Below are 18,530 nucleotides of genomic sequence, written 5' to 3'. Positions count from 1 at the left end.
CTATCGGTTGAGGAACCGGCAGGATATACCGGCCTACTTCACCGGCGGTGCATCACCGGCATCCTGCTGCTGGGAGAACCGCAGCGCACGCTGCCGCTGTTCGGCACTGAGCTCAGGCGGTGGCCGGGCAATGGCGGACTGGATCTGGTCGGGGCCACCGGTGAGCTTGTTCAGGCCCCGACCCGCCGCCAGCACGCCCTTGACCACGCCCATCATGATGTAGCCGCCGCCCATGCTGACCTGCTCCGGTGACGGTGGCTCGCTCCAGTCGCGGCTGAAGCGGTTGTCGCCGAACTTCACCGGGTTCTTGAAGCGGTACAGGTCCAACGGCTCGTCGTCGGGCTTGAGTGCACGCACCTCGCCGAGGGTGGTGACGTTGTCCTGCGGCAGGGCGGTGGAGATCGGCGCGGTGGCTGCTGCCGGGGCATCAGCAGGGGGAACGGGTGCAGGATCGGGCACCGACACCGGCGCGGCCTGCTGCGCCTGCGCGATGCCGGCCAGCAGCATGCCGGCCAGGAGTGCTCCCTGCGTTCCACGTCGTGCCACAGCCATCCGCCCTGTTGGTTGCGTCCAGCGCCCAAGGATACGGATGCCGGCTTCAGATTTCGTTGCTGCACTGGCAGCTGTTCAGCCAGGGGAGATGCGGCGGCGCCACGGGACGCGAGCACTGAACGGTTCACGCCCTCCGTGTGCGATGTCTCACATCCTGAGACGTGGATGTGGTGCCATGTGACCCCTCGCAATCCGTCCCGGCTCCACTTTCCATGGCTTACGAACTCGCCAAGCGCACCGCCGATGCCGAGCAGAAGCTCGCCACCCGCGATGGCCTGCCCGCCCGTGACGGCGCCCTGCTCAGCGCGCGCCTGCAGCGCCGCTACCAGGACCGCATCACCGGCAGCTTTGCCATTCCCGGCCGCGAGGGCCGCTATGCCCCCATTCCCGATGCGGTACCGCCGGCCCTGGCCGCGGCCCTGAAGGCACGCGGCATCGAGCAGCTCTACAGCCACCAGGCCGAGGCCTGGGAGGCCAGCCAGCGTGGTGAGCACGTGGCCATCGTCACCCCCACCGCCAGCGGCAAGTCGCTGTGCTACACCCTGCCCGTGGTCAGCGCGGCGATGCAGGACAAGGCCAAGGCGCTGTACCTGTTCCCGACCAAGGCGCTGGCACAGGACCAGGTGGCCGAGCTGCTGGAACTCAACCGTGCCGGCGATCTGGGCGTCAAGGCCTTCACCTTCGATGGCGATACCCCGGGTGATGCGCGCCAGGCGATCCGCCTGCATGGCGACATCGTGGTGTCCAACCCGGACATGCTGCACCAGGCGATCCTGCCGCATCACACCAAGTGGGCGCAGTTCTTCGAGAACCTGCGCTACATCGTCATCGACGAAGTACACACCTACCGCGGCGTGTTCGGCAGCCACGTCACCAACGTGCTGCGCCGGCTCAAGCGCATCTGCGCGTTCTACGGCGTGCAACCGCAGTTCATCCTGTGCTCGGCCACCATCGGCAATCCGCAGGCGCATGCCGAGGCGTTGATCGAGGCACCGGTCACCGCGATCACCGAATCCGGTGCGCCCAGCGGACCGAAACAGGTACTGCTGTGGAACCCGCCGGTGATCAATCCGGACCTGGGCCTGCGCGCCTCGGCACGCTCGCAGAGCAACCGCATCGCGCGCATCGCGATCAAGTCCGGGCTGAAGACCCTGGTGTTCGCGCAGACCCGGTTGATGGTCGAAGTGCTGACCAAGTACCTGAAGGACATCTTCGACCACGACCCGCGCAAGCCGCCGCGCATCCGCGCCTACCGTGGCGGCTACCTGCCCACCGAGCGTCGCGAGACCGAGCGTGCGATGCGCGCCGGCAACATCGACGGCATCGTCAGCACGTCGGCGCTGGAACTGGGCGTGGATATCGGCAGCCTGGACGTGGTCATTCTCAATGGCTATCCCGGCAGCGTGGCCGCCACCTGGCAGCGCTTCGGCCGCGCCGGTCGCCGCCAGCAGCCCGCGCTGGGGGTGATGGTGGCCAGCTCGCAGCCGCTGGACCAGTACGTGGTGCGGCATCCGGACTTCTTCGCCGAGGCCTCGCCCGAACATGCACGCATTGCACCTGACCAGCCGCTGATCCTGTTCGACCACATCCGCTGCGCAGCCTTCGAACTGCCGTTCCGGGTTGGCGATGGCTTCGGCCCGATCGATCCGGAAGTGTTCCTGGAAGCGCTGGCCGAAACCGAAGTCATCCACCGCGAAGGCGAGCGCTGGGAATGGATCGCCGACAGCTATCCGGCCAACGCGGTGAGCCTGCGCGCGGTGGCCGACGGCAACTTCGTGGTGGTCGACCGCAGCGACGGCCGCCAGCAGATCATCGCCGAGGTCGATTATTCCGCCGCCGCACTCACCCTGTACGAAGGCGCCATCCACATGGTGCAGTCCACCCCCTACCAGGTGGAGACGCTGGACTGGGACGGCCGCAAGGCCTATGTCACCCGCACGCATGTGGATTACTACACCGACAGCATCGACTTCACCAAGCTCAAGGTGCTGGACCGTTTCGACGGTGGCGTGGCCGGCCGTGGCGATTCGCACCATGGCGAAGTGCACGTGGTGCGTCGCGTGGCCGGCTACAAGAAGATCCGCTATTACACCCACGAGAACATCGGCTATGGGCCGGTGAACCTGCCCGACCAGGAACTGCACACCACTGCGGTGTGGTGGCAGCTGCCGCAGGCGCTGCTGCTGCGCGCGTTCGCCAGCAAGCAGGATGCGCTGGATGGCTTCCTTGGCGCCGCGTATGCCCTGCACATCGTCGCCACCGTGGCGGTGATGGCCGATGCGCGCGATCTGCAGAAGTCAGTCGGCAACGGCGATGGTGCCTGGTTCGCGATCGCCGACCAGAGCGGCCGTGGCCAGCTGCGCGGCAGCGAAGGCGACCCTGGCGCGGTGGAGCTGCTGCAGGAGTTCGTGCCGACCGTTTATCTGTACGACAACTTTCCTGGCGGCGTTGGCCTGAGCGAGCCGCTGTGGCAGCGCCAGGCCGAGCTGGTGCAGCGCGCGCGCGAACTGGTGCAGCGTTGCGACTGCAAGGCCGGTTGCCCGGCCTGTGTCGGCCCGGTGCTGGCTGCACAGGAGGAAGATGAAACCTCGCCGCGCGCGCTGGCGCTGCGCGTGCTCGACCTGTTAGACGCAGAAGCCTGCCAGCACGTGCGCGACCTGGTGGTGACCACGCGCGAGCCGATGGAGCTGCTGGCACCGTGAGCCTGAGCCTGGACAAGCTGCGCCTGCTGCGGAAGCAGGCCGGCGACCCGAAAGCAGTCACGCCGGTGGCACCCGAGCCGCCCCCCCCGGCGCCGGCCCCGGTAGCCGCCAACGATGCACAGCAGCCACCGGCAGAGCGCTCGGTGTTCGCCTGGGTCGAACAGGAAATCCGCCACAAGCCGACCGGCGCTGCCGCGCCTGTGACGGCCGCCGCACCGTTGCGTCGACCGGAAGTGGGCAGCCTGCACCGCCTGCTCGGCCTGCGCTCGCGTGGTGGAGCCGCACCGGCACGCGCCAGTGCCCAGGATCGCCAGCTCCCCGGCGAGGAAATCGCGCCGGGGCTGTTCCTGATCGAGTCGCTGCAGCCGCAACCGATTCCCGCAGAACCGCTTTCCCTGGCTTTCGCCAGGCGCGAGCACGAGCACGTCGCCGCGCGCGACCTGCTGTTCTTCGATACCGAGACCACCGGCTTGGCCGGCGGCACTGGCACCCGCGCCTTCATGATCGGCGCCGCCGACTGGCACGTGTGCCCGCAGCGTGGCGAAGGCCTGCGCATCCGCCAGTTGCTGATGTCGACGATGGCCGCCGAGGACGCGATGCTGGCCACCTTCGCCCGCTGGCTGCAGCCGTCCACCGTGTTCTGCAGCTACAACGGGCGCAGCTACGATGCGCCGCTGCTGAAGACGCGCTACCGGCTGGCCCGCCAGCGTTGCCCGATCAGCGCGCTGGATCACGTCGACCTGCTCTACCCGACCCGCCGCCGCTATCGCGGCACGTGGGAGAACTGCAAGCTGTCCACCATTGAGCGCCAGCTGCTGCGCGTGGTGCGCGAGGATGACCTGCCTGGCTCCGAAGCCCCGGGCGCATGGCTGCGTTTCCTGCGCGGCGGCGATGCGGTGAACCTGCGTCGGGTGGCCGACCACAACCATCAGGACGTGGTCACCCTGGCCCTGCTGCTGCAGCAACTGGTGCGCGAGGAGCAGCGCGAGCGCGAAACACTGGCGCTGGTCGGGCAGTAATGGCCAAGGGCCGCCTTGACATGCCCTGACGGTGGCAGCGGTGACACTGCCGCCACCATCCACGCCTGGAGCCCGACGATGCGCCTCAATCCGCTTGCCCTGCTCGCCATCCTGCCGCTGGCCGCCTGCAGCCACGCCGGCAGCAGCACCACCCACGATGCCGCACCGGCACCGGTGGCCGATGCCGCCCACGAATGCAGGCCGGAAGCGCTGGAAGCCTTCACCGGCAAGACCGCCGACGAGGCCACCATCAAGAAACTGGTCGCCGATAGCGGTGCCCGCAACGCGCGCGTGGTCAAGCCGGGCATGGCGGTAACCATGGACTTCCGCCAGGACCGCGTGACGGTGCAGGTGGACGGTCAGAACCGGATCGAGCGCGCCAGCTGCGGTTGATCAACCCAGTGGGTGCCGGCCACTGGCCGGCACCCCACATTGCCGGCCAGCGGCCGGCACTACCAGTCAGAGTCGCTCGGCCTTGCCGCTGGCCAGTGCGCGCGCGATCACCTGCTGCGCCTGCCGCGACGCCTGCTCATGCACGCGTGCCTGACGCTCACCCAACGCAGCCTGCCGGCTGCCCAGCGCCGCCTGGCGGCTGGCCAGTTCAGACTGCTGGCTGGCCAGGCGCTGCATGCCGCGGGTGTGGGTGGCCCGCGCGGTTTCGTTGTCCACTTCCTGCATCGCACGACGTGCCTCTGCAGCAGCCTCACGTGCAGCCTCACGTGCAATGGCCGCATCGTTGGTCGCGCCCCGCGCCGCCTTCGCCGCTTCTGCCGCCGCTTCGCGGTTGATGTCATGCGCGGCCACCGCGCTGCGCGCAGCCTCGGCAGCGGCCAGTGCCATGCGGCGCGCCTCCTCGCCCTGCAGGCGGCCCATCTCGCCCATCTGCCTGCCGAGTTCGCCCTGCTGGCGACCCAGCGCACTCTGTTGGCGGCCCAGTTCGCTCTGCTGGCGGCCCAGATCCGCCGCGCCGCTGTAGGCACGCTGCAGGCTCTGGATCATCATCGGGTCTCGCACCACGTAGCGCTTGTCGCCCTTGCGGAACCACAGCGCCGGGCCCTTGCCGAGCTGTCTGCGGGCCACCGTCACGTCGTCCATGCCGCCGTTGGCGAAGGTCGAATCGCCATCTACCAGCACGAAGGCCTCCGGCGGCGATTTGCCCAGGTCCAGGCGGCCGTAGGTGGTGATGGAAGTGGTGCGGGAGGTCGTGTGTTCACTGTGCATGCCGGTATCGACATCGACATCCGCATCCACGTCGACCGCCACATCCGCATCGTCCGGACCTGGCAACGCCTCGACATCAGCCGGCTCGGCGGGCGGCGCGGGCGCCACCGGCACGGCCGGAACGCGCGCGGACGAAGGCGGTGCGGGCGGCGCTTTCGGAGCCTTCGGCGGCGGCGGCGGCACGACCTTCGGCGCCGCAGGAGGCGCGGGCGGTGCCGGCGGCACCGGCGCTGCGACCAGCCGCATCGGCGCCACGCCCACCACCAGCACCACCGCAGTCAACGCCATCGCCAGGATGCGCGGGCAGGACCGGCGCGACTGCAGCGAGAGCAGGCGGCGCTTGAGGCTGGTGGTATCCGGTGCGGCACTGGCCACGCCCAGATGCGGCTGCGGTGCCACGCCCAGCTGCAGCAGCAGACGGCCATAGGCCTGGCGGCTGGCACCGTGCTGGCCAACCACCGCTGCATCCACCGCTTCCTCGCGCGCCTGTGCATATTCACGCACCGACAGGCGCAGCAGCGGGTGGAAGAAGAACAGGTGCTGGGCCAGTGCAGGCAGCAGGCCCCATTGCAGGTCACGCCGCTGCAGGTGCTGCAGTTCGTGGGTCAGGGCCAGGTCCAGCGCGTCGCCCTGCAGGGCGTTGTCGCCCGCCGGCAGCAGCAGCACCGGGCGGAACGGCCCGACCAGCTGCGGTGCGTCCACCTGCGTGCTCATCCACAACCGCGGCGCAGGACGCACGCCGTGCGCATCGGAGGCCAGCTGCAGGGCCTGCACCAGCGCCTCGTCCTCGCAGGGATAGGCCGCTGCCAGCAGCGCGCGGCAGCGACGCCACTCACCGAAGGTACGCAGGGCCATCAGCAGCACGCCGGACATCCACAGCGTGGCCAGTGCGACGGCCCACCATGCCACCGCCGGCACATCCGCGGCGGGCATCGGCATTGCGGCCAACAGCTGTGCCGAGGCCTCCGGGGCCAGCGGGTAGACCATGTCGGCGGCCACATCGGTCGCGCTCATCGCCACCGCCTGCGGCGCCGGCAACCAGGCCAGCTGCAACGGCTGGCTCCAGAACAGGCCGAGCACAGCCTGCAGCGAGACCAGCCACCACAGGCGGCAGCGGGTTGCCGCCGACAGCGACGGCAGCGCGCGGCATACGCCATACACCAGGGCCACCAGCAGCACGGTCTGCAGGCTGGTCCAGCCCAGCCGTTCCAACATCGGGATCAGCATCGTGGTGTCCATGGCTCAGCCCTCGTGGCGGCGCGATTGGAGTTGGGCAACCAGCGCTTCCAGTTCGGCCAGCTCGTTGTCGCTGACCTGCTGGCGCTGCGACAGGTAGGCCACGAACGGCGACACCGAGCCCTGCAGGGTGTTGTCGACGAACTGCGCCACCGCGCCCTGCAGCACGCTCTGCGGGCCACGCGTGGCCTGGTAGCGGTAGACACCGTCCTGCTGCTGGCGCTGAAGATACCCCTTCGCCCGCAGTCGCTCCATCATCGTCAGCACGGTGGAGCGGGCCAGCCCACGGGCCTCCCCGTAGCCACTGGCGACCTCGCCGACGGTGGCCGGCGCATGTTCATCGATGTACTGCAGCAGGGCCAGCTCCTGGTCCCCGATCGTCTTGCCACGCATGACACCACTCCCTTGACTACACGTGTCGCCACTGTCTGCGTGACGACAACTGTAGTCAACCCCCCGGAAGTCATGGGCCGACGAACGGTAGGCACCACCGAGCGCCTAAACCTTTGACCCGCCCGCTGCATCCGATCCGCAACGCCCCGCTGGAATTCCACATGTCCCGCCCAATGCTCCGTGCCCTGCTCATGCTCATCAGTGCATTGCCCTTCGCCGCCGTTGCTGCCAGCCAGGACCAGGACCAGGCCAACGACCAGACCCGCCGCCTGATCCGCCAGATCATGCTGGAGCAGCGCATCCCCGGATTGCAGGTCGCGGTGGTCAAGGACGGGCAGATCGTGCTGTCCGAGGCCTACGGTCTGGCCAATGTCGAGAACGGTGTGCGTGCCTCGCGCGACACCCGCTTCCCGCTCAACTCGGCCACCAAGGCATTCACCGGCGTGGCGGCTGCGCAGCTGGCGCAGGAGGGACGACTGGATCTGGACGCGCCGGCCTCGCGTTACCTGGATGATCTTCCGCCAGCGTGGAGAGACGTGCGCGTACACCAGTTGCTGGCGCATGCCTCAGGCCTTCCGGACATCCTTGATGCGAACGGACTGCTGGGCGGTGGCTCCGAAGCACAGGCGTGGACGGCGGTGACAGCGCGGCCGCTGGAAGCGGCGCCCGGGCAGCGCTTCGCCTACAACCAGACCAACTATGTCCTGCTGGCACGGATCATCGCGCAGCAATCCGGTATGTCCTACGAACGTTTCCTGGCCACACGCCAGTTCAGCAGCGCGCGCATGGCCCGCACCACCTTCGGCGACAGCTACGACCTGATTCCGGATGCGGCGACGATGTACAGCCTGGCCCCGCGTGCCACCGATGCTGTGGGTGCACCGTCCCGCCTGTCGCACTGGTTCTACGACATACCGCCTTCGCTCTGGGCCGGTGGCGGCATCCTCACCACCGCCGACGACACCGCGCGCTGGCTCGTCGCACTGACCGAAGGCCGTTTGCTGCCGGAGACGGCACTGCGGCGGATGTGGAGCGCAGAGCGCCTCGCTGATGGCCGCGCCGGCCCGTGGGCGGGTGGCTGGGCGGTACTGCGCGCATCGCCCGACCTTCAGGTGGCCGGTATCGGCGGTGCGCGCTCGGCCTTCGTGGTCTATCCCGAGCGCGGCGTGGCGGTCGTGGTGCTGACCAATCTTGTCGGTGCCAATCCGCAGCAGTTCATTCCGCGCATTGCCGACTTCTATGTGCGCGATGCCTCAACGCCCCGTCACGAACGGGTCGGCCTTGCACGGCAGCAACGGGCTGTCATCGCAGGGCCATAGCGCGGCGGGAACGGCCCTGGCCACTTCGAAGTGATCCTGGTTCCAGTGCAGGAAACCGCCGTGGATGGCATTGCCATGGTCGAAGCTGCGTGCATCGGCGGCCAGTGGCTGTTCGGGGTCGGCTTCGGCCACCCAGCGCAGCACTGGCACTTTGTCCAGCACGCCGATGAAGGCGAACAGATCGCCCGCGCCCTTGTCCTGGTAGGCCGTCATGGTCGCCGCATCGGGCAATCCGGCCTGCGCCAGGATGGATGCGGTGACATCCTGCAGCGGTGCGGCTCCCTGTGCGATGTAGGCGCGCATGCCCGTGGTGGTTGCCGGGCAGCCCTGCAGCTGCACCAGATAGCCGGTGGTACCGCCACTGCCGGAGAACGACCGCATCCAATAGCGGAAACGCGGCCCGCTGCGATCAGTAACCATCAAATCCTGCTGGCCATCCTGCGCGGGAATGGAGAGCACCTCCACCTTGCTGGCGCTCTCCACGTTGCACTTCAACTGCGCCAGCACCTGCCTGGCAGGTTCGGGCAGCGTAGCGTAGCGGCCGCCGGGATGGCCGCTGCCGGAAGCCTTCGGCAATGCGGGCAGTCCGCGGTCCGTGGGAAGGGTCTGCGCAGGCAGGGCCTCCGGTTTCGCGGCCGAGCTGGCAGTGGGCGCCACCGGCGCGACGCGCTCTCCAGCGGGCGCGCAGGCACTGCAGGCCAGCAGCAGCATCAATGGAACGCTCGGCGTCAGCTGCGATCGGATCATCGATCAACGCCCTCCCATCACCGGCGCGTCCTGCTGCTGTGCCGGCGCGGGCGCAGGTGCAGCCTGTTCGCGCGATTGCTGCTGCAGCTGGCGCAGGCTGGATTCCACCGCGGTCTCGCGCACCTCGGCCGCATTGACCCCTGCGCGCAGCGCCGCAGGATCGCCCGGGCTGCCCTGCACCAGGAACAGTGTCTCGCCAGCCGCACGGCCGGCGCTGGGATTGCTGGCCACGATCTGGTCGACCCGGGTGATGCCCGCGGCCTTCGCTTCGCGCAGCATCACCAGGCTGTAGTCCTCGGCATGCTCGGCGTAGCGTCCGCCCAGGGCCTGCAGGCGCGTACTGATCTGCTGCTGCAGGGCATGATCGCGATGCTGCGGCTGACGGGGGTCATCGTTGGCCGCGAGCGGCACGTCCTGCCCAAATTCGCGCGTCTGGCCGGGTGCAACCGAGGTCAGCACGTACTGCCAGCGGTTCTGCCCAGGCGTGCCGCGCACCGTCGACACGAAGTCGTCATACTCGCCGCCACCGATGGTCTGGCAACCGGCCGAATCGGTGTTGGAACGGCTGCCACGATGGATCTTGAAGGTGTCGTTGAGGTCCTGCACGCCCTGGGTATCACGCGCATCGAACCAGCCATCGCCATTGCTGTCGCGCTCCACCCGTCCGGCGCCCGCAGTGATCGCGTCCTGCGAAGGACGCAGCGCGAACTCATCGGGATGGCCATTGCGCGGATGGGTGGTCGCGCGCATCTCGATGGTGCCCTCGCCCAGGCGCCCCAGATCCTTGACCCGGTCGCCGTTGACGTCCTCACCCTCGGTCTTGGCACGCGGCGCCACATTGCCAAAGCCCGGGCTGCGCGGCGCGGTCTTGGCATGGCCGTCGTACTGGGCGGTCGGCTCGGTCGTGGCCTGGTTGAACTCGCGCACATGGCCGCGGCCCTGCGCATCCTTCCACAGCACCACGATGCGGTCATCGTAGACCCCACGTCCGCGCGCCTCGGTCGTGCGGTTCTCATCGCGCAACCCCAGCACCACGCGGTCCTGGGTTGCCATTGCATCGTTCGCTGCGATGTTGCCGCGCTGGGCCACGATGCTGCCATAAACGTCGTACTGCTGGGCCTGGCTCAATCCCGCTGTCTCGGCAGCATCGGGCATCCGCGGCGGGCGCGTCGCCTCGCCCAAGCGATCCAGCATCGGATTCACCGTAGCTGCATCCGCTGCGGCCACGCCCCCGTTCCGGCGCAAGCCCTCAAGCTCGGCGGCCGCACGCGCCGAGATATAGCGATCCAGCGATTCCTGCACCACTGCGCTCTGGCCGTCGTGCAGGGCCTGGAGGCGGGTGGCGGCAGCACGCGCATCGTTCCGCCACAGCAGGGCGACGACCTCGTTGGCTGCGGCATTGATATCCATTTCGGGCATGGTCGGTCCTTGAACATGGTCGGTACAGGATCAGCCTACCCCAATCGCACGGTGTGGGGCCTTTGACAGGCCGCACACCTTCGCTGCCGCCGGATCCAGGCGGGAACCGACACGACTCAGCCGCGCGGCCCACCCATCACCGGCAGGATCGCCCCGCTGATGTAGCTTGCACAGACCGGCGAGGCCAGGAACACATACGCCGGTGACAGCTCTTCAGGCTGTGCAGGCCGGCCCATGTCGCTGTCCTTTCCGAACTCGGCGACATCCCCGGCCTGCTTGTCGGCCGGGTTCAGCGGCGTCCATACCGGCCCCGGCGCCACGCAGTTGACCCGGATGCCGCGCGGCAGCAGCTGGCTGGCCAGGGCCTTGGTGAACGCATGGATCGCGCCCTTGGTGGCCGAGTAGTCGATCAGCGCCTTGCTGCCGAAGAGTCCGGTTTCCGAGCCGGTGTTGATGATGCTGGCGCCCTCGCCCAGATGCGGCAGTACCGCACGCGCCATCTGGATGTAGCCGCCGATGTTGGTCTGCAGCGTCTCCTGCAGGTGCGCGTCTTCCAGATCCTCCAGCCGCTCGCAGTGCAGCTGGAACGCGGCGTTGTTGACCAGGATGTCGATGCCACCGAAGGCCTTGGCCACCTGCTTGACCGCCTTGTTGCAGAAGCGCGGGTCGCGCACGTCACCGGCGATCACCACACAGCGGCCACCTTCGCGCTCCACGTGCTGGCGGGTGATGTCGGCATCTTCGGCCTCGTCCAGGTGCAGGACCGCCACATCGGCGCCTTCGCGTGCGAACAGCACGGCCACAGCACGGCCGATGCCGGAATCACCGCCAGTGACGATCGCGCGCATGCCCTGCAGCTTGCCGCTGCCGGTGTAGTCCGGCGCGAGGAAGCGCGGCGCCAGCTCCAGTTCGTGTTCGTGCCCCGGCTTTGCCAGCTGCTGGGCCGGCATGGCCTCCGGCTGGCGGCGTGCGCCGGCCTGGGTCGCGGTCTTTTTCGTGGCCTTCTTGGCCGCGCGGGCGTCCTTGGCCTTTTCCTGATCCTGCAGGCGCCGCTGCCGGGCGGCAACGCGGGCGGCGCGGGGATCACCAGCCGCCGCCTTGCGGGTTGCGGTCTTCACCACCCGCGGGCGAGCGGGGTCGGCAGCGGTCTGGGTCGCGGTGCTGCCCTTGCGCACCTTGGGTGAGGCTTTGCGGCGGGCGGGGGTCTTTCGGGTGGTGGCCATGCAGGTCTCCTCGGGGGGGAATGGGATCGGCGGCCAGCGGCCGGCACTACCGGGCGCATGCGCCGCAGTACCGGGGGCGGCATCCGCCGCGACTGCAGTGTCTCCACCCAGGCTGTTGGCGGGGGTGAGCGCACCGTGTCCACGATGTGCACGGTGTTCATTCCGCCACCACGTGCGCCGTCGCACGCTGCACGCAACCACACCAAGGAACCCTTCCATGAAGCATGCCATCGCCACCGCCGCCGTCTGTCTCGCCCTCGCCGCCTGCAGCAGCACGCCGGTGGCCCAGGTGCAGCCGATCGACGGCATGATTTCCGGCCAGTGCCACAGCGACAGGGTGCGTGGTGCGCTCGGCCTGGCCGCCTCCGCCGCAACCGTCGAGCGCGCGCGCGTGGACAGCGACAGCCTGCACGTGCAGGTGCTGCGCCATGACGGCCCGCGCGTGCCGCCGGCACACGAAGGCGGTGACCGCCTGACCATCGAGAAGGGCCGCACCAACAACATCACCGCGATCTATTGCGGCTGAGCCGGCGCGCCCTGCGCAGCACGCGCAGGGTGGCCTGTTCCCACTGGCGCGGCCCACGCAGGCCGGCCAGTTCCGCCAGTTCGCCGCGCTCCCAGCCGGCGAACACGCAGGGGTCGATGTAGGCCTTGCGGCACACCGCAGGGGTATTGCCCAACTGGGTCGCCACCTTGCACACCACCTCACGCTGTACCTTGGCCAGCGCACGCTGGCTGGCCGGTTCGGGCAACTCGGTGGCCGCGAACGCTTGCACCGCGGCCAGGGTGCCGCCCCAGGTGCGGAAATCCTTGGCGGTGAATTCCTCGCCCATCACCTCGCGCAGGTAATCGTTGACCGCACCGGAGTCGACCGGCTGGATGGCACCGTCGTCGTCGCGATACTGGAACAACGCCTGGCCCGGCAACTGCTGCACGCCGCGCACCAGCGTGCCCAGCCGGCGGTCACCTACCGTCACTTCGTGCAGCTGCCCGGATTTGCCGCGGAAGCGCATCCGTACGCGCCCGCCGCGCAGCAGGTCGAGGTGCCGGTTGCGCAGCGTGGTCAGGCCAAAGGATCTGTTTTCCTTGGCATAGGACTCATTGCCTACCCGCACCAGGGTGTCGGCCAGCAGCGCGACCACGACCGCCAGCACCTTTTCGCGGGGGAAGCCGCTGTGCTTGAGATCGCGGCTGAGCCGGCGCCGCAGCGCGGGCAGTGCTTCACCAAAGGCGATCACCCGGTCGAACTTGCCGGCGTCGCGCACTGCGGCCCAATCGGCGTGGTAGCGGTACTGCTTGCGCCCGCGGGCATCGCGGCCGGTGGCCTGCAGATGGCCATTGGCGTGGGCGCAGATCCATACGGCGGTATAGGCCGGTGGGATCGCCAGCGCGCGGATGCGCTGCAGGGTGGCGGCATCGCGCACCGCATGGCCATCGGCATCGCGGTAGCTGAAGCCCTTGCCGGCGCGGCGCCGGCTGATGCCCGGCTGGGTGTCATCGACATAGCGCAGGCCCGCAGCGCGCGCGGCCTGTCGTTCGGGGGTAGAGGGGGTCGGCATGCGTGCAGTGTCGCTGCCGCGCTGCCGCGATCCTGTCGATAACACAAGACAAACACGTGAGGATCGGTTCGCCGCTATGCTCGGGCTTTCACAATCCCTTCCGGAGTCATGATGTCGTTCCCGATTCGCGCCCGTTCGCTCTCCGCCCTGCTGCTGCCGGCCGTGCTGGCCCTGACCGCCTGCCAGGCACCGGCGCTGGATGAACAGGATTCGGCCACGGCCCATGCCCAGCAGGCTGCCGAAGCCGCCAAGGCACCGGCCGACGAAGCCGGCAAGGCCACCGAGGCACCGCCGGTCGGCACCTGCGATGCCAGCCAGGTGCAGAGCCTGGTCGGCCAGGCCTACGCCGACGCGCTGGGCAAGCAGGCGCAGGAAGATGCCGGTGCCCACCAGCTGCGCGTCATGAAGCCCAACGACGTGGCCACGATGGAATTCCTCGGCGACCGCCTGAACATCGAAGTGGACGACAAGGGCCTGGTCAGCGGCGTGCGCTGCGGCTGAGGGCGACCCCGCGCCGGCACGGGGTTGCCGGCGCGTTCTGTTGCACCTGCAACCGTGTATTGCGGCGCTGCAGCAACCTGTGATCTAGTCGAGGCATCCGGTGGCCTCACGATGCGCTCCAGGGAATGAGCGGGGACGAGTGTCGCCGCCAACCCTATACGCATCGAGGTAGAGATGGCCCCCCGCAACCGCCAAGGGCTTTACGACCCGCGCTCCGAGCGCGATGCCTGTGGATTTGGCATGGTCGCCCAGCTCGACGATCAACCTTCGCGCCTGTTGGTTGATACCGCCATCGCCGCGCTTTCGCGCATGACCCACCGTGGCGGCGTCGCCGCCGATGGCCTGACCGGCGATGGCTGTGGCCTGCTGCTGCGCCGCCCCGATGCATTCCTGAAACTGCTGGCCAGCGAAGCCGGCATCACCACCGCCGCGCGCTTCGCTGCCGGCCTGGTGTTCCTGCCGCACGACACCGAGGCCGCCGACGCCTGCCGTACCCAGCTGCAGGCGCAGGTGGAAGCGGTCGGCTGCAAGGTCGCCGGCTGGCGCGAGGTACCCACCGATGACAGCGTCTGCGGCCAGCTGGCGCGCGATACCCTGCCGCGCATCGAACAGGTGTTCGTCGATGCCGGTGTCGGCCAGGACGATGCCGGCTTCGCGCTGGCGCTGTTCCTGGCCCGTCGCCGCAGCGAGCAGCAGCTGCGCGATCACGCTGATTTCTACGTCACCACCCTCACCCCCGATGCGATCAGCTACAAGGGCATGGTGCTGCCGGACAAGCTCAGCCGCTTCTATCCCGACCTGCAGCGGCGCGAACTGGCCTCCAGCGCGATCGTGTTCCACCAGCGCTTCTCGACCAACACGCTGCCGCGCTGGCCGCTTGCCCACCCGTTCCGGATGCTCGCCCACAATGGCGAGATCAACACCATCGAAGGCAACCGCCGCTGGGCCCAGGCGCGCAGCAAGGTGTGGAAGACGCCGCGCTTCGACATCGCCGAATTCGACCCGGTGATCTCCATGCACGGCTCGGACTCGCAGAGCCTGGACAACATGCTGGAACTGATGGTCGCCGGTGGCATGGAGCTGATCCAGGCGCTGCGCATCCTGGTGCCGCCGGCCACCCAGTCGCTGGAGTTCAAGGACCCGGACCTGGCCGCGTTCTACGAGTTCCACGGCCTGAACAGCGAGCCGTGGGATGGCCCGGCCGGCATCGTTGCCTGCGACAGCCGCTACGCCGTCTGCACCCTCGACCGCAACGGCCTGCGCCCGGCACGCTGGATGCTGACCGCCGACCGCCACTTCCTGGTTGCCTCTGAAGCGGGCGTGTGGGAAGTGCCCACCGAGCGGGTGGTGCGCAAGGGCAAGCTCGGCCCCGGCGAAATGATCGCGATCGACCTCAAGCGCGGCGACCTGCTCGACTCCGATGCGGTCGACCGCATCAACCGCGGCCGCGCGCCCTACAAGCAGTGGCTGCAGCAGGGCGTGACCTACCTGCAGACCGAACTGATCGACCCGTCGCTGGTGGAAGAGCCGTTCGACGAAGCCACCCTGCGCAGCTACCACAAGCTGTACCAGCTCAGCAGCGAGGAAGTGGAGCAGGTGCTGCGGCCGCTGGCCGAGACCGAGCAGGAAGCCACCGGCTCGATGGGCGACGACACGCCGATGGCGGTGCTGAGCCAGCGCAGCCGCCCGCTGTACGACTATTTCCGCCAGGCCTTCGCGCAGGTCACCAACCCGCCGATCGATCCGCTGCGCGAAGACTGCGCGATGTCCCTGTCCACCCAGCTCGGCAAGGAGACCAACATCTTCCATGCCGGTCCGGAGACGGTGAACCACGTCATCCTCAATTCGCCGGTGCTCAGCCAGCGCAAGCTGCGCCAGCTGCTGAAGATGGACCAGTACGCGCAGGCCAACCGTCTGCTCGACCTGTCCTACAGCGAAGACGAGGGCCTGCGTGCCGGCATCGAGCGCATCTGCGCCGAGGCCGAACAGGCCGCGCGCGAAGGCATGGTGATGCTGCTGCTGTCCGACCGCTACCCGGTGGCCGGGCGGCCGATGGTGCATGCCCTGCTCGCCACCAGCGCCATCCACCACCACCTCTCGCGGCTGGGCCTGCGCTGCGACGTGAATCTCATCGTCGAGACCGGCACCGCGCGCGACCCGCACCACATGGCCTGCCTGCTCGGCTTCGGCGCCACGGCGGTGTATCCGTACCTGGCCTACCAGACCCTGTTCGACCTGGGCCGCCGCGGCATCCTCAAGCTCAGCAAGGGCGGTGAGCAGTCGCAGATCGGCCGCCGCTACCGCAAGGGCGTCTACAAGGGGCTGTCGAAGATCATCTCGAAGATGGGCATCTGTACCGTGGCCAGCTACCGCGGCGCGCAGCTGTTCGAGATCATCGGCCTGGAACCGGAGGTCGTCGATCTGTGCTTCCCGGATACCGCTTCGCGCATCGGTGGCGCGGGTTTCGCGCGCCTGGATGCCGACGCGCGCGAGCTGTGCGCGCAGGCGTGGGACGCGCAGCAGGACGTGGATGTCGGCGGCCTGCTGAAGTACGTGCACGGCGGCGAGTACCACATGTACAACCCGGACGTGGTCACCACCCTGCAGCGCGCGGCGCGCAGCGGCGATCCGCGTGCCTGGCAGCAGTACTGCGATGCGGTGCATGCGCGCCCGCCCTCGGCACTGCGTGACCTGCTGGAACTGGTCCCTGCCGCCACGCCCGCACCGCTCGATGAAGTGGCCCCGGCCAGCGAACTGTTCCCGCGCTTCGATACCGCGGCGATCAGCCTCGGCGCCCTGTCACCGGAAGCGCATGAAGCGCTGGCGATTGCGATGAATCGCCTGGGGGGCCGCAGCAATTCCGGCGAAGGCGGTGAAGACCCCGCACGCTATGGCACCGCCAGGCGCAGCAAGATCAAGCAGGTGGCCTCCGGGCGCTTCGGCGTGACCGCCGAGTACCTGGTCAATGCCGAGGTGCTGCAGATCAAGGTCGCGCAGGGTGCCAAGCCCGGCGAGGGTGGCCAGCTGCCCGGGCACAAGGTCAACGAACTGATCGCGCGGCTGCGCTATGCGCGCCCGGGCATCGGCCTGATTTCGCCGCCGCCGCATCACGACATCTATTCGATCGAGGACCTGGCGCAGCTGATCTACGACCTCAAGCAGGTCAACCCGACCGCGCTGGTGTCGGTGAAGCTGGTCAGCCATGCCGGCGTCGGAACGATTGCGGCGGGCGTGGTCAAGGCCGGTGCGGATCTGATCACCATCTCCGGCCATGATGGCGGCACCGGTGCCTCGCCGGTCAGCTCGATCCGCTATGCCGGCGTGCCGTGGGAGCTGGGCGTGGCCGAGGCGCACCAGGCGCTGCTCGCCAACGACCTGCGCGGCCGTACCCTGCTGCAGACCGATGGCGGCCTGAAGACCGGGCTGGACGTGGTCAAGGCCGCATTGCTGGGCGCCGACAGCTTCGGCTTCGGCACCGCGCCGATGATCGTGCTGGGCTGCAAGTACCTGCGCATCTGCCACCTCAACAACTGTGCCACCGGCGTGGCCACCCAGGACGAGCGCCTGCGCGAGAACCACTTCACCGGGCAGCCCGAGCGCGTGGAGAACTTCTTCCGGCTGCTGGCCGAGGAAGTGCGTGGCTGGCTGTCCTACCTGGGCGCGCGTTCGCTGGAAGAGATCGTCGGCCGTACCGACCTGCTGCGCCAGATCGAATCCGCGCCGCGCGACGGCGTGCGCGTGGACCTGTCGCGCCTGCTGGCCGACAGCCGCTACGAGGGCAGCCACTGCGCCGCGCAGCGCCTGTACGAATCGCCGGACAGCCTGGCCACGCAGATGGATGGCCTGCTGGCCCCGGCCATCGAGCACAAGCGCGGCGGCGAGCATCGCTTCCTGATCCACAACACCGACCGCAGCATCGGTACCCGCCTGGCGGGTGCGGTGGCACGCGCGCACGGCAACCAGGGCATGGCCGAGGCACCGCTGGAACTGCGCTTCCGTGGCAGCGCCGGGCAGAGCTTCGGCGCCTTCAATGTCGGTGGCCTGCACCTGGAAGTGGAAGGCGAAGCCAACGATTACGTCGGCAAGGGCATGGCTGGCGGCCGGCTGGTGGTGCGGCCGCCGCGTGGCGCGCGCTTCGAGGCACGCAGCACCGCCATCATCGGCAACACCTGCCTGTACGGTGCCACCGGCGGTGAGCTGTTCGCTGCCGGCCGCGCCGGCGAGCGCTTCGCGGTGCGCAATTCCGGCGCGCTGGCCGTGGTCGAAGGTGCCGGTGACCACTGCTGCGAGTACATGACCGATGGCGTGGTGCTGGTGCTGGGCAAGGTCGGGCTGAACTTCGGCGCCGGCTTCACCGGCGGCCTGGCCTACGTACTGGACGTGGACCGTGATTTCGTCGACCGCTACAACCACGAGCTGATCGACATCCATCGCGTGTCCGCCGAAGGCTTCGAGAACTACCGCCAGCACCTGCACCGCCTGATCGGCCGCCATCGCGAGCTGACCGGCAGCATCTGGGCACAACAGATCCTGGACGAGTTCCGCGATTACATCGGCAAGTTCTGGCTGGTCAAACCCAAGGCCGCCAGCATCGAGTCGCTGACCGAAACCCTGCGACGCGCCGCGTGATGTTTTCCGG

Annotated in this window: 14 protein-coding genes; 7 read left to right on the top strand and 7 right to left on the bottom strand. The window is 68.8% G+C overall.

Going from position 1 to position 18,530, the window contains the following annotated elements:
• Positions 1–33: 33 nt before the first annotated feature.
• Positions 34–552 (bottom strand): hypothetical protein, encoded by a 519-nt coding sequence (locus E5790_RS08805; protein WP_032957598.1) that lies wholly within the window; start codon positions 550–552, stop codon positions 34–36.
• A gap of 212 nt (positions 553–764) precedes the next feature.
• On the opposite strand from E5790_RS08805, the gene E5790_RS08800 reads away from it, so the two are divergent.
• The 3 genes from E5790_RS08800 to E5790_RS08790 all read left to right on the top strand — a co-directional run bounded on the left by E5790_RS08800 (position 765) and on the right by E5790_RS08790 (position 4,666).
• The gene (locus tag E5790_RS08800) at positions 765–3,254 is read left to right on the top strand and encodes a DEAD/DEAH box helicase (protein WP_111206349.1); all 2,490 of its coding nucleotides are present in this window, start codon (positions 765–767) and stop codon (positions 3,252–3,254) included.
• Positions 3,251–4,273 carry a ribonuclease H-like domain-containing protein gene (locus tag E5790_RS08795; RefSeq protein WP_111206351.1) on the top strand — a complete coding sequence of 341 codons (1,023 nt, stop codon included), beginning with the start codon at positions 3,251–3,253 and terminating at the stop codon, positions 4,271–4,273. The genes E5790_RS08800 and E5790_RS08795 overlap by 4 nt, the downstream gene beginning before the upstream one ends.
• Positions 4,274–4,351: 78 nt before the next feature.
• Complete coding sequence (locus E5790_RS08790; protein WP_014645466.1) at positions 4,352–4,666, top strand: I78 family peptidase inhibitor; 315 nt, start codon at positions 4,352–4,354, stop codon at positions 4,664–4,666.
• 66 nt (positions 4,667–4,732) lie between these two features.
• Here E5790_RS08790 and E5790_RS08785 read toward each other — a convergent pair whose 3' ends face one another.
• Positions 4,733–6,733, bottom strand: coding sequence for a M56 family metallopeptidase (locus E5790_RS08785; protein WP_111206353.1), 2,001 nt, complete (start codon positions 6,731–6,733; stop codon positions 4,733–4,735).
• Positions 6,734–6,736: 3 nt separating this feature from the next.
• Positions 6,737–7,123 carry a BlaI/MecI/CopY family transcriptional regulator gene (locus E5790_RS08780; protein ID WP_014645465.1) on the bottom strand — a complete coding sequence of 129 codons (387 nt, stop codon included), beginning with the start codon at positions 7,121–7,123 and terminating at the stop codon, positions 6,737–6,739.
• A gap of 191 nt (positions 7,124–7,314) precedes the next feature.
• Between E5790_RS08780 and E5790_RS08775 the strand changes: the two genes are divergently transcribed.
• Positions 7,315–8,442 carry a serine hydrolase domain-containing protein gene (locus tag E5790_RS08775; protein ID WP_049442565.1) on the top strand — a complete coding sequence of 376 codons (1,128 nt, stop codon included), beginning with the start codon at positions 7,315–7,317 and terminating at the stop codon, positions 8,440–8,442.
• Here the strand turns inward: E5790_RS08775 and E5790_RS08770 are convergent.
• The 3 genes from E5790_RS08770 to E5790_RS08760 form a co-directional block, all read right to left on the bottom strand.
• Positions 8,377–9,189, bottom strand: a complete 813-nt coding sequence (locus E5790_RS08770) for a hypothetical protein (protein ID WP_049442522.1) — start codon at positions 9,187–9,189, stop codon at positions 8,377–8,379. The genes E5790_RS08775 and E5790_RS08770 overlap by 66 nt on opposite strands.
• A 3-nt stretch (positions 9,190–9,192) precedes the next feature.
• On the bottom strand, positions 9,193–10,608 hold the full coding sequence (locus E5790_RS08765) for an XVIPCD domain-containing protein (protein WP_049442523.1): 1,416 nt from the start codon (positions 10,606–10,608) through the stop codon (positions 9,193–9,195).
• Between the two features lie 116 nt (positions 10,609–10,724).
• Positions 10,725–11,831, bottom strand: a complete 1,107-nt coding sequence (locus E5790_RS08760; protein ID WP_014645462.1) for an SDR family oxidoreductase — start codon at positions 11,829–11,831, stop codon at positions 10,725–10,727.
• Between the two features lie 217 nt (positions 11,832–12,048).
• Between E5790_RS08760 and E5790_RS08755 the strand changes: the two genes are divergently transcribed.
• Complete coding sequence (locus tag E5790_RS08755) at positions 12,049–12,357, top strand: hypothetical protein (RefSeq protein WP_111206355.1); 309 nt, start codon at positions 12,049–12,051, stop codon at positions 12,355–12,357.
• Here the strand turns inward: E5790_RS08755 and E5790_RS08750 are convergent.
• Entirely contained in the window at positions 12,335–13,390 is a 1,056-nt protein-coding gene (locus E5790_RS08750) for a DNA topoisomerase IB (protein ID WP_111206357.1), read from the bottom strand. The genes E5790_RS08755 and E5790_RS08750 overlap by 23 nt on opposite strands.
• Before the next feature lie 111 nt (positions 13,391–13,501).
• On the opposite strand from E5790_RS08750, the gene E5790_RS08745 reads away from it, so the two are divergent.
• Together E5790_RS08745 and gltB are read left to right on the top strand one after the other, a co-directional pair.
• Positions 13,502–13,891, top strand: a complete 390-nt coding sequence (locus E5790_RS08745; protein WP_014035471.1) for an I78 family peptidase inhibitor — start codon at positions 13,502–13,504, stop codon at positions 13,889–13,891.
• Between the two features lie 174 nt (positions 13,892–14,065).
• Positions 14,066–18,520 carry a glutamate synthase large subunit gene (gene gltB / locus E5790_RS08740; RefSeq protein ID WP_049442525.1) on the top strand — a complete coding sequence of 1,485 codons (4,455 nt, stop codon included), beginning with the start codon at positions 14,066–14,068 and terminating at the stop codon, positions 18,518–18,520.
• Positions 18,521–18,530 lie beyond the last annotated feature (10 nt).

The organism is Stenotrophomonas sp. PAMC25021, assembly GCF_004795795.1.
Taxonomy (GTDB): domain Bacteria; phylum Pseudomonadota; class Gammaproteobacteria; order Xanthomonadales; family Xanthomonadaceae; genus Stenotrophomonas; species Stenotrophomonas muris.
This window is presented reverse-complemented; position numbering and strand designations above follow the sequence as displayed.